This window comes from Mesorhizobium sp. M1B.F.Ca.ET.045.04.1.1, assembly GCF_003952465.1.
In the GTDB taxonomy this organism is placed as follows: domain Bacteria; phylum Pseudomonadota; class Alphaproteobacteria; order Rhizobiales; family Rhizobiaceae; genus Mesorhizobium; species Mesorhizobium shonense.
The window spans coordinates 3,923,259-3,940,183 of the sequence record NZ_CP034448.1 but is presented as its reverse complement, the minus strand read 5'-3'; the positions used below and the strand labels follow the sequence as shown (position 1 = coordinate 3,940,183).

Genomic DNA, 16,925 nt, shown 5'->3' with positions numbered 1-16,925 from the left:
CCCGCCTGTCATGACGCTGCGCTACCCGCTTGCGCCAACGCAAATGGGGAATCACCTTGCCATGTCGGATGTTTCGGGAGAACTCGTTTATCGCCGAGGCAAGGAAGTCGGAAAGGCGGTCTACCAAAACCGGGCATTGTCGAAGGATGGCATTTCCGAACGTCTCTTCGCCTTCCTGTTTTCCGGCCTTGTCTATCCGCAGATCTGGGAGGACCCGGATGTCGACATGGAGGCCATGCAGCTTGGCGCCGGCCATCGCATCGTCACAATCGCGTCAGGCGGCTGCAACATCCTGGCTTACCTCACCCGCTCGCCGGCCCGGATCGACGCCGTCGACCTCAACGCCGCGCACATCGCGCTGAACCGCATGAAACTGGGAGCGGTTCGCCACCTGCCGTCCCAGGGCGACCTGTTCCGCTTCTTCGGCGCCGCCGACACCAGCCATAATTCGGAAGCCTACGACCGCTTCATCGCGCCGCATCTCGATCCGGTCAGCCGCCACTATTGGGAGCGCCGGAACTGGCGCGGCCGCCGCCGCATCTCGGTCTTCGACCGCAACTTCTATCAGACCGGCCTGCTCGGCCTCTTCATCGCCATGGGCCATCGCGTCGGCAAGCTGTTCGGCGTCGATCCGGCCGGCATCATGAAGGCGAATAACATTGGCGAGCAGCGCCGCTTCTTCAACGAGGAGCTGGCGCCGGTCTTCGACAAGAAGCTCCTGCGCTGGGCGACGTCGCGCAAGGCGTCGCTGTTCGGCCTCGGCATCCCGCCGGCGCAATACGACTCTCTTATCACCTCCGGCGACGGCTCGATGGCGAGCGTCTTGAAGGCGCGGCTGGAAAAGCTCGCCTGCGATTTTCCGCTGAAGAACAATTATTTCGCCTGGCAGGCCTTCGCCCGCCGCTATCCGGAACCTGGCGAGGCAGCCCTGCCCGCCTATCTCGAGCCGGGCAACTACAAAACGATCCGTGCCAACATCGATCGCGTCGCCATCCATCATGCCAACCTGATCAAATTCCTGGCCGCCAAGGATGCGGGCTCGGTCGACCGCTTCGTCCTGCTCGACGCGCAGGACTGGATGACCGACGACCTGCTCAACGATTTGTGGACCGAGATCACCCGCACGGCCTCGGTTGGCGCCCGCGTGATCTTCCGCACCGCGGCCGAGCCCAGCCTGCTGCCGGGCCGCGTCTCCAACTCGCTGCTCGACCAATGGCACTATGAGACCGAGGCCTCGCGCGAATTCTCCGCCAAGGACCGTTCGGCCATTTATGGCGGCTTCCACCTCTATGTGAAGCGCGCCGCATGAACGCGACCGAACTGCCGGCCAGCCATGCCGAGCTGATGGACGGCGTCTATCGCTGGCAGCGCCACATCTACGACCTGACCCGCAAATACTACCTGCTCGGCCGCGACCAGCTGATCGCAGGGCTCGACATGCCGCAAGGCGGCACCGTGTTGGAACTCGGCTGCGGCACCGGCCGCAACATCGTGCTTGCCGCCCGCCGCTATCCGAACGCCCGCTTTTTCGGCCTCGATATCTCGGCCGAGATGCTGGAAACGGCGAACGCCGCTATGGCCCGCGAAGGTCTCGCCGCTCGGGTCACCCTGGCTCGCGGCGACGCCACCGACTTCGATGCCAAGGCGCTTTTCGGTACCGCGCGCTTCGACCGCGTCTTCGTTTCCTATTCGCTGTCGATGATCCCTGGGTGGGAAAAGACCGTCTCGGCGGCGCTCGCCGCGCTTGCTCCAGGCGGCTCGCTGCATGTCGTCGATTTCGGCCAGCAGGAAGGCCTGCCGCGCTGGTTCCGGGCGTTGCTGCGCGGCTGGCTGCGGAAATTCCATGTCGAGCCGCGCGCCTCGCTGCGCGATGTCCTTGAATCGGAATCCGAGCGGAACGGCACAACCTTCCATTTCAGAACGCTTTATCGCGGCTATGCCTGGCTGGCGGTGATCGGCGCTCGCAAATAGCAGGCGCTACTGGTGTAGTGCCTTGACCAGCGCCGCCACCATGGCTTGCGGACGATAGCCGAGCTTGGCGGGCGTCAGCCCGAGACGCACCACCACCAGTTGCTCCGACGGAATGATGGCCACCGTCTGGCCGTCATGGCCTTCCATCCAATAGGTATCCTTGGGCAGGCCGGCAGCGGCGCCAGCGCCGGGGCTTTCCTCGTCGCCCGGGCCCTCGATCCAGACCTGACCCTTGCCGTAGACCTTCGAAGCCGGTGCCGGCTCCCGCATCCAGTCGACGAAGCCGGCGGGCAAGATCTGCGCGCCGTTCCAGACGCCACCCTGCAGCAGGAACTGGCCGAAGCGGGCCCAGTCATGCGCCGTGGCATAGAGATAGGACGAGCCGACGAACGTGCCCTGCTCGTCGGTTTCGAGCACCGCGCTGTGCATGCCGAGCGGGCCGAACAGCGTGGTCCGCGGCCATGCCAGCGCCTTTGCCTTCTCACCGACCGCGTCCTGCCACAGGCGCGACAGCATGACGGCCGTGCCGCTCGAATAGGAAAACACCTTGCCCACCTCGCCGGCGAGCGGCTTGGCCTCGCCAAAGCCCGCCATGTCCGGCTCGAGATAGAGCATGCGGGTCACGTCGGCGACGTCGCCGTAATCCTCGTTGAACTCCAGCCCGCTCGACATCGCCATCATGTCGGCGAGGCTGATGGCGGCCCGCCCGTCGGCCTTCCACGGCGCGAACAGGTCCTTGCTGTCGAGCGCCATCTTGCCGTCCTTCACCAGCGTGCCGACGATCGCGACATTCACCGTCTTGGTCATCGACCAGCCGAGCAGCGGCGTCTTGGCCGAAAAACCATCGCCAAAGCGCTCCGCGACGATATGGCCGTTCTTCACCACAACGAGCGCGCGCATGCCGGTCCCGGCCATGGCGGCATCGTCGATGATCTTCGACACTTGCGGGTTTTGCGAGGCATCCACCCGTTCGCCTTCGGGCCAGAGCGCGTCCTGCACGGTCACCGCCAGAGGCTCGACATGCACGGATGTCTGCCTCGCCCGTCCGGTGTCGCCGTTGGGAACCGAGGCGCAGCCGAGCCCGTCGCGCGCGACCGCGACGCTTTTGCCCAGCACGCCGAACAGGCCCGCCGAAACAAGCCCCCTCTCCTTGTCGACAGATACCTTCATCAGGCGGAGCAGCGGATGACCCGGCGCCTGCACGTCGATGGCGAGCACCTCGTTCGGGTCCCGGCCGGCGATGAACACGTTCGAGCAGACGATCTTGGCCGAATAGCCGGAGCCGACGCGGATCAACTCGGGCGGCGCAAAGTAGAGCCAGGCGAAGAGCCCGACCACCGCCAGCACGACGAGGCCCAGCAGCCATTTGATGAACTTCACGACAGCCCGCATCTTTTTCCCGCCCCTTGGATTTCCCGGCTCGATTTATGTCATCGATTTGCCGCCATTGCTTCCGCAAAATCATATCCGATGTCGAGCGCCGTCAACGGATTATCAACCATGTTCGGCGATCACGGAGGGATGTGGTCCAAAAGTGCCAAGCTGCTTTGGGACAACGACATGCATGAAGAGCGGGCGGCCCAGTGGGGCGGCCGTCCGGAGGGGGCCCGCGTAAGCGACCACCATCAGTGAAGGACCCATCAGCGGCCGGCTGATCCCGGCTCGGGGGATATCATGCGCCGTCTTGCGGCCATCCTGATGCTTACGCTGTTGGGCGCCTGCTCGACCGTCGAGGATCTTTCGCCGCTGGCGCCGTCATCGCAGACTGTCGCGGTGCGCGCGCCGCGTTTCGAGGATTCCAAGCCGCATGAATGGGACAGCGGCACGCCGTGGAATTATGCCATCCATGGCACCGATGTCTCCAAATACCAAACCTCGGTCGACTGGCCGACGGCCAAGGCCAGCGGCATATCCTTCGCCTTCATCAAGGCAACGGAAGGTGGCGACCGGTTCGATGACTATTTCAACGAACACTGGGCCCGCACCAAAACCGCCGGAATCCCGCGCGCGGCTTATCATTTCTTCTATTTCTGCACGCCGGCCGCCACCCAGGCGCGCTGGTTCATCGCCAATGTGCCAAGAGACCCGTCGGCAATGCCGCCGGTGCTCGACATGGAATGGAACCCGAAGTCGCCGACCTGCAGGCTGCGCCCCGATCCCGCGACGGTGCGCGCAGAGATGACCACCTTCCTCGAGATGGTCGAGCGCCACTACGGCAAGAAGCCGATCATCTACACTTCGCTCGACTTCTTCGACGACAATCAACTGGCAACCTTCCGCGGCTATCCCTACTGGCTGCGCTCGGTCGCGGGCCATCCGCGTCAGAAATACGGCAGCCACCCCTTCGCGTTCTGGCAATACACCGGCACCGGCATCGTGCCCGGTATGACCGGCAAGTCCGACATCAATGTTTTCAACGGCTCGGAAGCCGCCTGGAACAAGTGGCTGCGGCAGAACACCCGTTGACATCGGCCCCCGTGCCTGCTTTTCGACACGGCGGGCGGCGATGGTTGCAACCGCTAGTGATGCGGAGCGGCGCACCCTACCCGGGTGCCGAACGGCGCTCTTGAACTTTGAAATCTACGCATGATCCTGTCCAGACCCGGCCGGGTTTCACGGATCAATGCGGCGGTCTCGAAAGGGAAGCGATGCGATTGCGCGTTGAAATTTTGGCGGCGCTGGTCCTCGGTGCTTTCGCCTGGCCGGCGGCGGCACAGGAATGCGGCGGCGATTTCGAAGCCTGGAAACAGGGCGTCGCGGCCGAAGCCAAGGCGGCCGGCGTCGGCGCCGTCGGGCTGGACGCGCTGGAAGCCGCCACCATCGACGAGAAGGTGCTGGCGCGCGACCGCGCTCAAGGAGTGTTCACACAGACCTTCACCCAATTCTCGAACCGCATGATCTCGGCATATCGCCTCAAACAGGGCGCGGCCAACCTCCAGAAATATGCCGATGTCTTCGCGCGCGCCGACAAGGAATTCGGCGTGCAGCCGGCGGTCATCACCGCATTCTGGGGACTGGAAACCGATTTCGGCGCCGTGCAGGGCGATTTCCATACGCTGGACGCGCTGGTCACGCTCTCGCATGACTGCCGCCGCCCTCAGCTCTTTCGGCCGCAGCTTGTGCCGCTGCTGACCTTGATCGACCGCGGCGTGCTGCCGGCCGACGTGAAGGGTGCCTGGGCCGGCGAGATCGGCCAGACGCAGATCCTGCCGACCGACTACCTCGCCCGCGGCGTCGACGGCGACGGTGACGGCACGGTCGATCTCAGGAACAGCGTGCCGGACGTGATCATGACCACGGCCGACAAGATCCTGTCGCGCGGCTGGAAGCGCGACCAGCCCTGGGTCGAGGAAGTGCGCGCTCCCGGCGATATGCCTTGGGACCAGACCGGCCGCACCAACAAGTTGCCGATCTCGCAATGGGCTCAGTGGGGCGTGACCAATCCGAACGGCACGCCGCTCGTCGACAATGGCCTGAAGGCCGGGCTCGCATTGCCCATGGGTCGCAAGGGTCCTGCCTTCCTGACCTACGACAATTTCGACGTCTATCTGGAGTGGAACCAGTCGTTCACCTATGCGCTGACCGCCGCGGTGCTCGCGACACGGTTTGCCGGCGCGCCGCAATTCGACCCGCGCACGCCGGAGCAAGGTCTCAGCGGCGACCAGATGAAAGCGCTGCAGACCAAGCTCGAAGCCAAGGGCTACGATGTGGGAACGGTCGACGGCATCCTGGGCACCAACACGCGTGAAGCGATCCGCAAGGAACAGATGCGGCTTGGCCTTCCGGTGGATGGCTGGCCGACGCCGGAACTGCTGGCGAAGCTGTGATTCCTGTGATGGACGGAGCTTGGTCCTTCCAGCTCCGTGCCTCTACTCTCGAGTCGTCCGAATGAAATCGATGAACACACGCAGTGCCGGCGGCACATGCCGTCGACTTGGATGATATAGATAAAAGCCTGGAAAACTGGGCGACCAGTTTTCGAGAAACCGAATCAGTTTGCCGGTCTCGATCGATGGCTGGACTTGATAATCAAGCATGTAAGCCACGCCTGCTCCGTCCAGCGCCGCATTGAGCATCAGCTCTGTATCGTTGACGATGAGACTTCCCTCGACTGCGATTTCAAGCGACCGCTTACCGCGCGAGAACTCCCATCGGTAGATGTTGCCTCCGCCGGGCCATTGAAAGTTGATGCAGCGGTGCTGGTGTAGATCCTGCGGGAAGCGCGGAATCGCGCGACTCTTGAGGTAGGCCGGAGCAGCCACAGCGGCCATTTGCAAATCATCGCTCAGCTTGACAGCAACCATGTCCCTCTCCAGCCGTTCGCCAAGACGGATTCCGGCATCGAAACGCCCCTCGACAATATCTGTCAGCAGGTCGTCGACGATGATCGTCAGTACGATATCGGGATAGGCGCGCTGGAAGTCGCCGAGGATCGGCGCGATGAACCGCATTGCGGCAATGCGCGGAACATTGATACGCAGCGAACCGGTCGGGCTGTCACGCGCGGCCTGAACGTCCGCGACAGCGCCTTCCAGTTCACCGAACACCACCGCAAGGCGGGCAAACAGCGTCTCGCCGGCCGCGGTCGGCGCGACGCTGCGTGTCGTCCGGTTCAGCAGGCGGACGCCGAGGCGAGCTTCCAATTGCCGTATCGTCTGGCTGAGAGCCGGGGGTGAAATCCTGAGCCTAGCAGAAGCGCGGATGAAACTGCCCTCCTCCACGATCGCCGCAAAGGCCCTGAGTTCGGTGAATTCAGACCCTCTCATTATGTATCTCAGGATTAACAAGCCAGTCAGATAATAGGCCATTATCTGACCAATTGCATACCGCTATTTCTCAATTGCCAGCCCGTCGCGCAACCGACGCGGCAAGGAGTAATTGAAGGAACTGAACATGTCTCATGCGCTTCAGGGCAAAACCGCAATCGTCACAGGCGGTTCGCGCGGCATTGGTCGCGCCATCGCGGAAGGACTCGCAGCCAACGGCGCCGCTGTCGTCGTCAACTATGTCAGCAACAGCAAAGCCGCGGACGAGGTGGTGGCCGCCATCACGAGCAAGGGCGGAAAGGCGATCGCCATTCAGGCGGACATATCCAGCGTGCCGGACGTTCGCCGCCTGTTCGACGAGACCGAGAGCCAGTTGGGCGCAATCGACATCGTCGTCGCCAATGTCGGCGTCGCCGTCATCAAACCGTTGGTCGAGGCCAGCGAAGCCGATTTCGACCTTGTCTTCGGCACCAACGCCAAAGGCACTTTCTTCACGCTCCAGGAAGCGGCACGCCGGGTACGTGCAGGCGGCCGCATCATTGCAGTCTCCACTGGCGGGACAAAGATGTACTTCACGCACGCCGCCCTCTATCTCGGCAGCAAGGGCGCCGTCGAACAGTTCGTGCGCGTGCTGTCGCGCGAACTCGGGCCGCGCGGCGTCACCGTCAACGCCCTGTCGCCCGGCTTCACCGACACGGATCTGCTGCCCGAGCGTGACCGCGCCGTTGCTGCCGGCATGTCGCCCTTCGGCAGGATCGGCGCGCCGCGCGACGTCGCCGACGTCGCCGTCTTCCTGGCCAGCAATGAGGCCCGCTGGCTGACCGGCGAGAACATCCAGGCCGGCGGCGGGGTCGCCTAGTCCGCCATCGTCTCCAGGCTCGCGAACCCCTCCGGCGCGTCACCCTCGTCGAACGGCGTCGCCAATTCGACGAATGTATCGGGAAAAAAGCCGTTGAAGCGCGTCCTCAGCGACAGCGAGTAGGCGCCGATATGGCCGATCTCGATCCAGTCGCCGGTGTCGACCGTTTCCGGCAGCCAGAACGGCCTGGACAGGATGTCGACGGAATCGCAGGTCGCGCCGCAGACCTTGAACGGCACAATGTTTTTCTCGGCGCCGTTGCGCGTGCGGATCGCGGGATCGGGAATGAAGCGCGCCGGCAGCGTGATCTTGCCGGTCCATGAATCCGAGAGCGACGCCCAGATACCGTCATTGATGTAGAGCCGCTTGCCCTTGCGCAAGAGCACGCGCACGATCAGCGACAGGCAGCGCGCCACGATCACCCGGCCGGGTTCCGCCACCAGCGGCATCTGGTCGAACTGATACTCCTTCAGATCGCCCGCCAACCGCGACATGAGCTGGCCGAGCGACGGCATCTCGATGTGCCTGCGATTGGGGTCGTGGCCGTACTCGGCCGGAAAGCCGCCGCCGACATCCAGCCCGGCAATGTCGAAGGTCAGCCGGTTGCGCACCCAGTCGGCCGAGGCCAGCGCCCGCTCATAGGTGTCGGGATCCTCGATCTGGCTGCCGACATGGAAGCACAGCCCGACCTTGTAGCCGGTCCGATTGAGCCGCTCGGCAAGCTCCACCGCGTTGGCGGGTCCAGCGCCGAACTTCTTCGACAGCTCATAGGCGGCGTGCCCCTTGGTCTGGATGCGTACGAACACCGTCACCGCGCCCGGGTCGATATCGAGCGCGCGCACCACGCGCGTCAGCTTGGTGATCTCGTCCTCATGATCGAGCGAAATCACCCGGATGCCGTATTTCTCCAGCGCCAGCTTGATGTCCGACTGCGCCTTGACCGGGTGCATGTAAAGCATTTCGGCATCCGGCGAGACGGCGCGCACGGCGGCGAACTCACCGGGCGAGGCGACGTCGAAGGCGCTGACGCCGGCCTCCACCAGCGTCTTCAGCACGATCTGCTCGCCATTGGTCTTGACTGCATAGGCGGTCTTGCCCGGGAACATGCCCATGAACTGCAAGGCATCGGCTTTCAGCACCTGCGGGCGGAAGCAGTAGACCGGATCGTCCGGGCGAAGCGCCAGTGCCGCCTCGCGGGCATTTTCGAATCGCTGCATGGACGAATCCTTGATCTGGCCGCGCACAATTAATCCTAGCTAGCCGCCAAAGAAAACAGTTCTGTGTCTCGCCTTCCCGCGCGGCCGGCCGCACCCTTTCCGCCAACGCTAAACCAGTGGTCAGGTTTTGGGTGGCCCTTGCCGCTAAACCGGATATCGGTTGCAGCTGTTCGACCGGCTTGAGATTGCGACCGGACTGGGGGGGTTGACGAGATGACGATTACGGCTGGCGTCGCGGCGACGCGCGGACCGATGACGCTCAAAGACTGGGCGCAGCTGCTTTTGCTCGGCGCGATCTGGGGCGGCTCGTTCTTCTTTGCCCGCGTTTCGGTGTCGGAGATCCATCCGCTGGCGCTGGTGCTGTTTCGCGTCGCCATCGCCGCGGCAGCGCTCCAGCTTTATCTGGCGATGCGGGGCCCGTCCTTCCGCCTCGCCTTTCCTCGTGCTGGCCTATTCTTCCTGCTGGCGCTCACCAACAACGTCGTCCCCTTCTCGCTGATCTTCGCCGGCCAGACCGAGCTCGGCGCCGGCGTCGCTTCGGTGCTCAACGCCACGACGCCGTTCTGGACGCTGGTCCTCGCCAATGCGCTCACCACGGACGAGAAGCTGTCGTGGAACAAGCTCGCCGGCATCGCGCTCGGCGTCGCCGGAACGGCTGTCATGATCGGTCCGGGCCTGCTCGCGGGGCTTGGCGGCCCGGTCTGGGCGAAGTTCGCGCTGATCGGCGCGTCGCTCTCCTACGCGGTCGCCCTGATGATCGCGCGCCGCTTCAAGGGCGTGCCGTCGCCGGTCATCGCCACCGGGCAACTGACCGCATCGACCATCATCATGATCCCCGTCGTGCTCATTGCCCATGGCCCGGCCGGGCTGTTTTCGGCCTCGCCGCCGGTCTGGGCCGCGGTACTGGGACTGGCGCTGCTGTCCACGGCCTTTGCCTACATCCTCTATTTCAACCTCGTCGCCTCGGCCGGCGCAACCAATGCCTCGCTGGTCACCTTGATCGTGCCGGTCAGCGCCGTGCTGCTCGGTTTCCTGTTCCTCGGCGAACGGTTGGCGGCCTTTGAAATCGGCGGCATGGCGCTGATCGGACTCGGGCTGGTCACCATCGACGGGCGCCTGTTCGGCCGATGGTAGCGGTGTCATGCCACAGCGCCGCCACAATTTATTCACAACTTTTGGATCGATTTTTGCCGAAGAGTTTCAACGGCTAATGGCAAATCGGAAGCCGCAAATTCCACAATCACGTCGCAATGCAGCATATTTTCCGCTTGCCTGTGACCCAAATGACTCTAGATTCCGGCCATAGCTCTGAAGAGGAGGCTATGGCATGGGACTGACGAGGCCAATCAACGCTTTGATGATTTGTGCCGCATTCGCATTCATCGGTGCCCTTATCATAGGCGTTCTTCCCTGACCCGCCAAAGCCGGGAAGATCAGTACCGAGAGTAGTCCAAACAGTTCGAAAAGGCCGGGTTCCACCCGGCCTTTTCCATTTCAGTCTTTGTCATTTCAGTCTTTGTTTTGATGCATGTCGTATTCCCAAAACAGCTGCACACTTTTGGGCGACATGCATCAGGGTGTCTTGAGATTCAGGTCAGGACGAGTCGAGAATGGTGGTTTCCGAGAACCGGAGCGGAGCGTACTCAAAGTACGTGAGCACCGGAAGCGCAGGAAGCCGCCATTTGCAGGGCCGGCCTCACCTGAATGTCGACACACCCTAGGCCGCGGCCGACCCTGTCGCCTCCGATTCATGCGAGCGGATGCCGATCATGTGGCAGACGGCAAACACCAGGTCGGCGCGGTTCATCGTATAGAAGTGGAAATCGCCGACGCCGCGCTCGACCAGATCGTGAACCTGCTCGGCCGCGACCGCCGACGCGACCAGCGCATGCGTCTGCGGATCGTTCTCCAGCCCTTCGAAGCGCTCGGCCAGCCATGCCGGCACCAGCGCGCCGCAACGCGAGGAGAAATTGGCGACCTGGGTGAAATTGTGCACAGGCAGGATGCCAGGCACGATGGGGATATAGATGCCGGCGCGGCGCGCCCGCTCGACATAGCGCTCGTAGAGATCATTGTCGAAGAAGAACTGGGTGATCGCCCGCGTCGCGCCATTGTCGACCTTGCGCTTCAGCATGTCGATGTCGGTGGCGAAATCCGGGCTTTCCGGATGCTTTTCCGGATAGGCCGAGACAGAGATGTCGAAATCGCCGGCGCTCTTCAGCGCGCCGACCAGTTCGGCGCCGTTGGCATAGCCTTCGGGATGCGGACGGTAGGCAGTTCCGACACCCGCGGCCGGGTCTCCGCGCAAGGCGACGAAACGGGTGACTCCCATCTCCGCAAATTCACTTATGACGGCGTCGACCTGATGGCGGGCCGCGTCGACGCAGGTCATGTGCGCCGCCGGCGTCAGCGTCGTCTCGTTCAAGATGCGCCTGACCGTGCGAGCGGTGCGCTCGCGCGTCGAGCCGCCGGCGCCGTAGGTCACCGACACGAATCTCGGCTTGAGCGGCTCCAGCCGGGTGACGGTATCCCACAGCCTTACCTCCATTTCGTCCGTCTTCGGCGGGAAGAACTCGAACGAAACCCGGACCTTGTCGCCAATGTCGGGGCGGCGGGAAAAGCGGAACTGGTTCATCAGGCTGTTTCCCCCATTGGATATGCTTTGGCTGGAAGCGTGTCGTTGGATGGGTCGGCGATCAGCAGCCGGCGGTCGCGGCCGAGCCAGAGCTTGACGGTGAGCCTTGCCTCATTGCCGCCGCGCGGCTCGAATTCCTGGCTGTCCTCGAGGTCGAGCTCGGCCTCCGCGAACCAGTCGGCGATCTGCCGGTCGGAAAAGCCAAGCCGCATATGGGCGTGCTGGTCGCGCAGGAACTCCAGATTATGGGGCGCGAAGTCGACGATGACCAGTCTGCCCGCTGGACGCAACAACCTCGCCGCCTCGCCGATAGCGCGCGCCGGATCGTCGAGATAGTGCAGCACCTGGTGGATGGTGACGAGATCGAAGGCGTTGCGCTCGACCGGCGGCGAAAAAATGTCGCCCTGGCGCACCTGCGCATTGGCGACGCCCGCCCTGTCGAGATTGGCGCGCGCCACCGTCAGCATCTCGCGCGACATGTCGATGCCGACGCCGCGCCGGTAGAGCGGTGCAAAAATCTCCAGCAGCCTGCCGGTGCCGGTGCCGAGGTCGAGCATCGACTGGAACGGCCGCTTGCCGACGAGCTTGAGCAGTGCCGCTTCCACCGCGCGGTCCGGCACATGCAGCGAGCGGATGCGATCCCAGCTTGCGGCGTTCTCGGAAAAATATTCAGCGGCCCGGTCCTGCCGCTTGCGCTTGACCGCCGCCAGCCGCTCCAGATCGCGCACCACCTGCGGATCGGCCTCACGCACGCCAGAGACCAGGCGCTGCACGAAATCGCGCGAGGCGTCCGTGTCCGACAGCCTGAAGAAGGCCCAGGACCCTTCCTGGTAGCGGCCGATCAGCCCGGCATCGAGCAGGAGCTTCAGATGCCGCGACACGCGCGGCTGCGACTGGCCGAGGATTTCGGTAAGGTCGGAGACCGTGAGATCGCCGCGCGACAGCAGCACGAGGATGCGCAGGCGGCTGGATTCGGCCGCCGCCTTCAATGTATCTACCATCGTGTCGAGCGTGACATGCATGAGCGGGTTCTCACTGAAAGATATAAAGATATGTTTATGTCGATTTTGAAACCATGGCAAGCGCTATGTCGCTTCCGGACAAGAAAATGGCGCAGCCGCAATCGGCATGCGCTTCGCCGCTCTTCCGCGGACTGACAGGGACCAAGCCGATGTTCGAGATGCGCGAGGGTGAGAAGCTTCTGGAGACCGACCCGGCTGATCTGCCGCCGGACGGCCATGTCGTCTTCATCGGCCATATCGTCTCGCCCTGGACCAGTCGCGAGGATTGTCCCAAGAACATGCGCACCGCCCGCGACACCGGACGGACGGCAACCATCCTGATCGACGAGCGCTATCGCCCCGGACTGCAAAATCTCGACCGCGCCAGCCACCTCGTCGTCCTGTCCTGGCTCGATCATGCGCCGCGGAATCTGATCGTGCAGAAACCGCGCCATGCGGCTGAACCGAAAGGCGTTTTCTCGCTGCGCTCCCCTGCCCGGCCGAACCCTGTAGGGCTGCATGTCGCGAAGCTTGTCACACTCGATATCGAGGCTGGCCGGATCGAGATCGACGCCATCGACATGCTCGACGGCACGCCGGTCATCGACATCAAGCCCTATTACGCCTCGACCGATGCGTTCCCTGAAGCGTTCATTGCGGGGCGCGACGAGGAATGAGCGCGCCGACCGGCCGCCGCCGCGCCATTGCCAAGGCGCTGACCGCGCTCCTGCCGCTCGCCCCGTATGCCGACATGGAAAAGATCCGCGCCGACGCCGGTTCAGTGCATATGAAGACCTTGCCGCCGACGATCGCGGTCTGGCTGGCAACCATCGCCCATGTCCGCCACGCCCATACCGACTACGAGAGATTGCTCGCCGAAGGCTACGACCGGGACTCGGCGCGCTTCTTCGTCATCGGAAAGACCAATGAGGTGCTCACCCGCTGGCGGGCGACTCGCCTGTTGGAGGAGGACGACGAGGACGAGTGAGGCCGATGGGGAACCGCCTGGACCGCGCAACCGCCTCACAGGCCAAGCAACGCCGGCGGCCTGGCTCTACTTCATTTGGGACCGGACGCTAGCCTGCCCTTGCCGCAACAACGAGGGAGAGACGAGATGAGCCTAGCCGCCAAGCCCGCCGGGCCGCTCCCCCTGCTTTCGGACCGTCACGTCGACCCGCACGCTTATCCGGACGGGGTGGCTTACCTGGATGGACAATATCTGCCGATGTCGCAGGCCAAGGTCTCGGTACTCGACTGGGGCTTTCTGCACTCCGACGCCACCTACGACACGGTCCATGTCTGGGATGGCCACTTTTTCCGTCTCGACCTGCATCTCGAGCGTTTCTTCGGCGGATTGGAAAAGCTCCGCATGGCGATTCCGTTCGACCGCGACGGCGTCGCCGAAATCCTTCACAACTGCGTTGCGCTGTCCGGCCATCGAGCAGCCTATGTCGAGATGCTGTGTACGCGCGGCGCCTCGCCGACCTTCAGCCGCGATCCACGGCAGGCGATCAACCGGTTTATGGCTTTCGCCGTCCCGTTCGGCTCGGTCGCCAATGCCGAGCAGTTGCGAAGCGGCCTCCATGTCGCGATCAGCGACAAGGTGCGCATCCCGCCTGCCTCGATCGATCCCTCGATCAAGAACTACCATTGGCTGGACCTGGTGCGTGGGCTCTACGACGCCTATGACCGCGGCGCCGACACCGCGCTGATCCTCGACTTCAACGGTAACGTCGCCGAAGGTCCAGGCTTCAACGTGTTCTGCGTCAAGGCGGGCAAACTGTCGACGCCCGCCGTCGGCGTTCTGCCTGGCATCACGCGCCGCACCGTGTTTGACCTATGCGCCGAGGCGGGGCTCTCTGCGGTGGCGGCGGATGTCAGCGTAGCCGCGCTCAAAACAGCCGACGAAGTCTTCATCACCTCGACTGCCGGCGGCATCATGCCCGTCACGACGATCGACGGCGCGTCGGTGGCCGACGGCAAGGTCGGCGTGATCACTGAGCGTCTGATGGCGCTCTATTGGAAAAGGCACGGCGATCCGGCCTGGTCGAACCCGGTGCGCTACTAAGCGCGATAGATCCACTGCTCCGGCACCCGCACGGAGATCTCCTCGCCTGCCCTGATGATGCCTGGCTTCTCGACCCAGGCGACGAGGCCTCGCAGCCTTTTCGCCGCCTTGGGGAACAGCAGCGCTCCCGCCTCATGATCGGCCATGCCGGCGTTCTCGGCGATCGAACGGCCGGAGAAGCGGCAGGGCCCGTTCTGCGCATCGACCTTGATGGTCACGCCGCCCTTGAAGAACAGCAGCGATCCCGCAGACAGCATGGAAAGATGCGGCACACCTTCGATCAGCAGGTTAGCCCCGATCCACTCCGGCTTGATCTCCGCGATGCCCATGCGCTCGGCGACGATGGCCAGCTCGTCGGCGGCGACCAGTGACAATTGCCTTTCGTTGCGCATCTCGGTGCCGCGAGGATACCAAGGCTCGCGCCCGCCGGAGCGCCGTGTCGCGCCGGCATGGAAATCGCCCTCGATGCCGTCGAAGCCGAGCCGCAATTCCTCTACCCGCCTCGTCTCGAAATGATCGGAAGGCGCCACGTAAAGCGCCGCGGCCATCGCCGCGAGCTTGCGGCCCGGCACGATCTCGATGGGCGTTTCAATCGTGGGGAACAGGTCCGGCATCGGTTTCGCCATTTGAGTCGGCCGCTTTTCGCACTTCGGCTGCCCAGGCGGCAAGAGCGATCTCGGCCAAAGCCCTGAGGTCTTGCGCCGAAGCGCCGTCGCGCGCCTGGATCGACATTCCGTGCATGACGCCGGTCAGGTATTTGGCCAATCGCTCGACGGACAGATCCGCCGGCAATTCGCCGGCCTCTTGGCCCTTGACCAGCCGCGCCGCGATCGCCGCTTCGGTCGCCTTGCGATATGTCTTGAGCTCGTCCGCGATGCCTTGCGCCTGCGGCGAGGCCGCCAGCGCACCGCTGATGAAAAGGCAGCCGCCAGGCTTGCCCGGCTGGGTGTAGGCCTCAGCCGCGCCCATCAGCAGCAAACGGATCGCCTCCTTGACCGGCACCGGCGCGCTGAGCGCGTCGAGCGCAAACCCGATTTCCCTTTCGTGGTAGCGCGCCAGCGCCCGACGGAACAGCGTCTCCTTGTCGGTGAAGGCGCTGTAGATCTGCGGCGGCGTCAGGCCCATGGCCTCGCGCAGCATGGCAAGCGAGGTCGCTTCATAGCCATGCTCCCAGAACAGATGCATCGCGGCGTCGAGCGCAACCTCCGGGTCGAATGCGCGCGGCCTGCCGCCGCGTGACTTCTCGAAATTTTCCATAGTGATCGATACGAAACCTATTGACTTGCCGATTTGAAGTAACGTAACGATCAATACGTAACCTGACAAGCGCAAAGCACCAGAGCCGTCAGGGCCATCCGCAGCAAAGCAAGGGAGAACCATTATGCCGATCACCGTGACCGCGCCCGAAGGCGTGCTAACAGCAGATGGGGAGCGCGAAATCCTTCCCCGCCTGAGCGCCGCGCTCATCGAGGCCTCCGGAGCCACCGGAAACTCATTTTTCACTGCAATCGTCGGCGGAACGGTCCATGTCCTGCCGGACCATCGCATCTATGCGGGCGGCGCCAACCGGCCTGTCGTCATGGTGGAGCTGAAACTGCCGAACATCGGCCTTGCCTCCATCGAGGCAAGAGAGGCATTCATTACGGCTGCCGCAAGGATCGTCACCGACCTTTGCGTGCCGGGCCATAGGCCCGAAAACACCTGGATCAACATCCTCAATGCGCCCGACGGCGGCTGGGGCATCGGCGGCCGGCAATATTCAGGCGAGGCGCTGGTCGCGGCGGCGATGGCCGCCGCATGACGACCACGGTTCAGAAGCAAGGGCACGGGATGCGGTTTTCTCCCTCGCTGTTTTTCACGACCAACTGCGAGGCGGCTCTCGCCTTCTACGAACGGTGTGGCCTCGGCCGGGGAACAGTCCTGCTGCGTTGGGGTGAAAACAATATGCCCGTGCGAACCGAGGCCATGCGAGGGAAAGTGTTGCATGCCCGGTTCGAGGGGCCTGGCATCCTTTTTCACGCATCGGACAATGACGACGCCGAGCCCATGAAAGGCTCGGCGCTGATGTTGGAGTTCGACGAACTCATCACGATGCGGGCGCTGTTCGGCAACATGGCCGAGGGCGGCCGGATCACCGTGCCTCTGGCGCGTCGGTATTGGGGGACAAGCTTCGGGATGCTCGTCGATGCTTTTGGCATACAGTGGATGTTTAGCTGTTCGAGCGAATAGGAGCGGTGTCTGCTCGCCGCTCGCCTTGCGATCACGACGTTCTTACTGGCCGCCACTATCTTTCGCCCCGCGGCGTCGCTTTGATGGCGGCGCCAAGACGAAAGGGTTGATCATGCATCCCGGACCCGCAATCGCTGCCTTGTGGCTGGCTTGGATCGTATCCTGGGCTTTGGCCGCCT

The 16,925-nt window shown here is 63.7% G+C and carries 18 protein-coding genes; 11 read left to right on the top strand and 7 right to left on the bottom strand.

Features of this window, described 5'->3' with window-relative positions; translation table 11 throughout:
• Positions 1-10 precede the first annotated feature (10 nt).
• Positions 11-1,309, top strand: coding sequence for a DUF3419 family protein (locus EJ071_RS19125; protein ID WP_126099246.1), 1,299 nt, complete (start codon positions 11-13; stop codon positions 1,307-1,309).
• Positions 1,306-1,971 (top strand): class I SAM-dependent methyltransferase, encoded by a 666-nt coding sequence (locus EJ071_RS19120; RefSeq protein WP_126099245.1) that lies wholly within the window; start codon positions 1,306-1,308, stop codon positions 1,969-1,971. Before EJ071_RS19125 ends, EJ071_RS19120 begins: the two co-directional genes overlap by 4 nt.
• Positions 1,972-1,977: 6 nt before the next feature.
• Here the strand turns inward: EJ071_RS19120 and EJ071_RS19115 are convergent, their stop codons facing one another.
• A complete protein-coding gene (locus tag EJ071_RS19115) occupies positions 1,978-3,363 on the bottom strand; it encodes a serine hydrolase (protein WP_126099244.1) in 1,386 nt (461 codons plus the stop codon).
• A gap of 282 nt (positions 3,364-3,645) precedes the next feature.
• On the opposite strand from EJ071_RS19115, the gene EJ071_RS19110 reads away from it, so the two are divergent.
• Both EJ071_RS19110 and EJ071_RS19105 read left to right on the top strand, forming a co-directional pair.
• Positions 3,646-4,437: a GH25 family lysozyme gene (locus EJ071_RS19110; protein WP_126099243.1), complete on the top strand. Its 792-nt coding sequence runs from the start codon at positions 3,646-3,648 to the stop codon at positions 4,435-4,437.
• A 182-nt stretch (positions 4,438-4,619) separates the two neighbouring features.
• Complete coding sequence (locus tag EJ071_RS19105) at positions 4,620-5,798, top strand: lytic murein transglycosylase (RefSeq protein WP_126099242.1); 1,179 nt, start codon at positions 4,620-4,622, stop codon at positions 5,796-5,798.
• Between the two features lie 42 nt (positions 5,799-5,840).
• Here EJ071_RS19105 and EJ071_RS19100 read toward each other — a convergent pair whose 3' ends face one another.
• On the bottom strand, positions 5,841-6,737 hold the full coding sequence (locus EJ071_RS19100; protein ID WP_126099241.1) for a LysR family transcriptional regulator: 897 nt from the start codon (positions 6,735-6,737) through the stop codon (positions 5,841-5,843).
• A gap of 127 nt (positions 6,738-6,864) precedes the next feature.
• Here EJ071_RS19100 and EJ071_RS19095 point away from each other — a divergent pair, with 127 nt between their 5' ends.
• The gene (locus EJ071_RS19095; RefSeq protein WP_126099240.1) at positions 6,865-7,596 is read left to right on the top strand and encodes an SDR family oxidoreductase; all 732 of its coding nucleotides are present in this window, start codon (positions 6,865-6,867) and stop codon (positions 7,594-7,596) included.
• Here EJ071_RS19095 and EJ071_RS19090 read toward each other — a convergent pair.
• Positions 7,593-8,813 carry an alanine racemase gene (locus EJ071_RS19090; protein ID WP_126099239.1) on the bottom strand — a complete coding sequence of 407 codons (1,221 nt, stop codon included), beginning with the start codon at positions 8,811-8,813 and terminating at the stop codon, positions 7,593-7,595. The two genes, EJ071_RS19095 and EJ071_RS19090, sit on opposite strands and share 4 nt — an antisense overlap.
• A gap of 213 nt (positions 8,814-9,026) precedes the next feature.
• On the opposite strand from EJ071_RS19090, the gene EJ071_RS19085 reads away from it, so the two are divergent.
• The gene (locus tag EJ071_RS19085; protein ID WP_126099238.1) at positions 9,027-9,947 is read left to right on the top strand and encodes a DMT family transporter; all 921 of its coding nucleotides are present in this window, start codon (positions 9,027-9,029) and stop codon (positions 9,945-9,947) included.
• A 583-nt stretch (positions 9,948-10,530) separates the two neighbouring features.
• On the opposite strand, the gene metF is transcribed toward EJ071_RS19085, so the two are convergent.
• Together metF and EJ071_RS19075 are read right to left on the bottom strand one after the other, a co-directional pair.
• Positions 10,531-11,448 carry a methylenetetrahydrofolate reductase [NAD(P)H] gene (metF, locus tag EJ071_RS19080; protein WP_126099237.1) on the bottom strand — a complete coding sequence of 306 codons (918 nt, stop codon included), beginning with the start codon at positions 11,446-11,448 and terminating at the stop codon, positions 10,531-10,533.
• Positions 11,448-12,470, bottom strand: coding sequence for a metalloregulator ArsR/SmtB family transcription factor (locus tag EJ071_RS19075; protein ID WP_126099236.1), 1,023 nt, complete (start codon positions 12,468-12,470; stop codon positions 11,448-11,450). The genes metF and EJ071_RS19075 overlap by 1 nt, the downstream gene beginning before the upstream one ends.
• A gap of 149 nt (positions 12,471-12,619) precedes the next feature.
• Here EJ071_RS19075 and tsaA point away from each other — a divergent pair, with 149 nt between their 5' ends.
• From tsaA to EJ071_RS19060, 3 genes are all read left to right on the top strand, one after another.
• Positions 12,620-13,126, top strand: a complete 507-nt coding sequence (tsaA, locus tag EJ071_RS19070; RefSeq protein WP_126102647.1) for a tRNA (N6-threonylcarbamoyladenosine(37)-N6)-methyltransferase TrmO — start codon at positions 12,620-12,622, stop codon at positions 13,124-13,126.
• Positions 13,123-13,437 (top strand): DUF2293 domain-containing protein, encoded by a 315-nt coding sequence (locus EJ071_RS19065; RefSeq protein WP_126099235.1) that lies wholly within the window; start codon positions 13,123-13,125, stop codon positions 13,435-13,437. Before tsaA ends, EJ071_RS19065 begins: the two co-directional genes overlap by 4 nt.
• A 126-nt stretch (positions 13,438-13,563) precedes the next feature.
• Complete coding sequence (locus EJ071_RS19060) at positions 13,564-14,517, top strand: aminotransferase class IV (protein WP_126099234.1); 954 nt, start codon at positions 13,564-13,566, stop codon at positions 14,515-14,517.
• Here EJ071_RS19060 and EJ071_RS19055 read toward each other — a convergent pair.
• Both EJ071_RS19055 and EJ071_RS19050 read right to left on the bottom strand, forming a co-directional pair.
• On the bottom strand, positions 14,514-15,131 hold the full coding sequence (locus EJ071_RS19055) for an MOSC domain-containing protein (protein WP_126099233.1): 618 nt from the start codon (positions 15,129-15,131) through the stop codon (positions 14,514-14,516). The genes EJ071_RS19060 and EJ071_RS19055 overlap by 4 nt on opposite strands.
• The gene (locus EJ071_RS19050) at positions 15,106-15,774 is read right to left on the bottom strand and encodes a TetR/AcrR family transcriptional regulator (RefSeq protein ID WP_126099232.1); all 669 of its coding nucleotides are present in this window, start codon (positions 15,772-15,774) and stop codon (positions 15,106-15,108) included. The genes EJ071_RS19055 and EJ071_RS19050 overlap by 26 nt, the downstream gene beginning before the upstream one ends.
• A gap of 124 nt (positions 15,775-15,898) precedes the next feature.
• Between EJ071_RS19050 and EJ071_RS19045 the strand changes: the two genes are divergently transcribed.
• Entirely contained in the window at positions 15,899-16,318 is a 420-nt protein-coding gene (locus EJ071_RS19045; protein WP_126099231.1) for a hypothetical protein, read from the top strand.
• 29 nt (positions 16,319-16,347) lie between these two features.
• Positions 16,348-16,746: a glyoxalase/bleomycin resistance/extradiol dioxygenase family protein gene (locus EJ071_RS19040; protein WP_126102646.1), complete on the top strand. Its 399-nt coding sequence runs from the start codon at positions 16,348-16,350 to the stop codon at positions 16,744-16,746.
• The last annotated feature ends 179 nt before the right edge of the window (positions 16,747-16,925 follow it).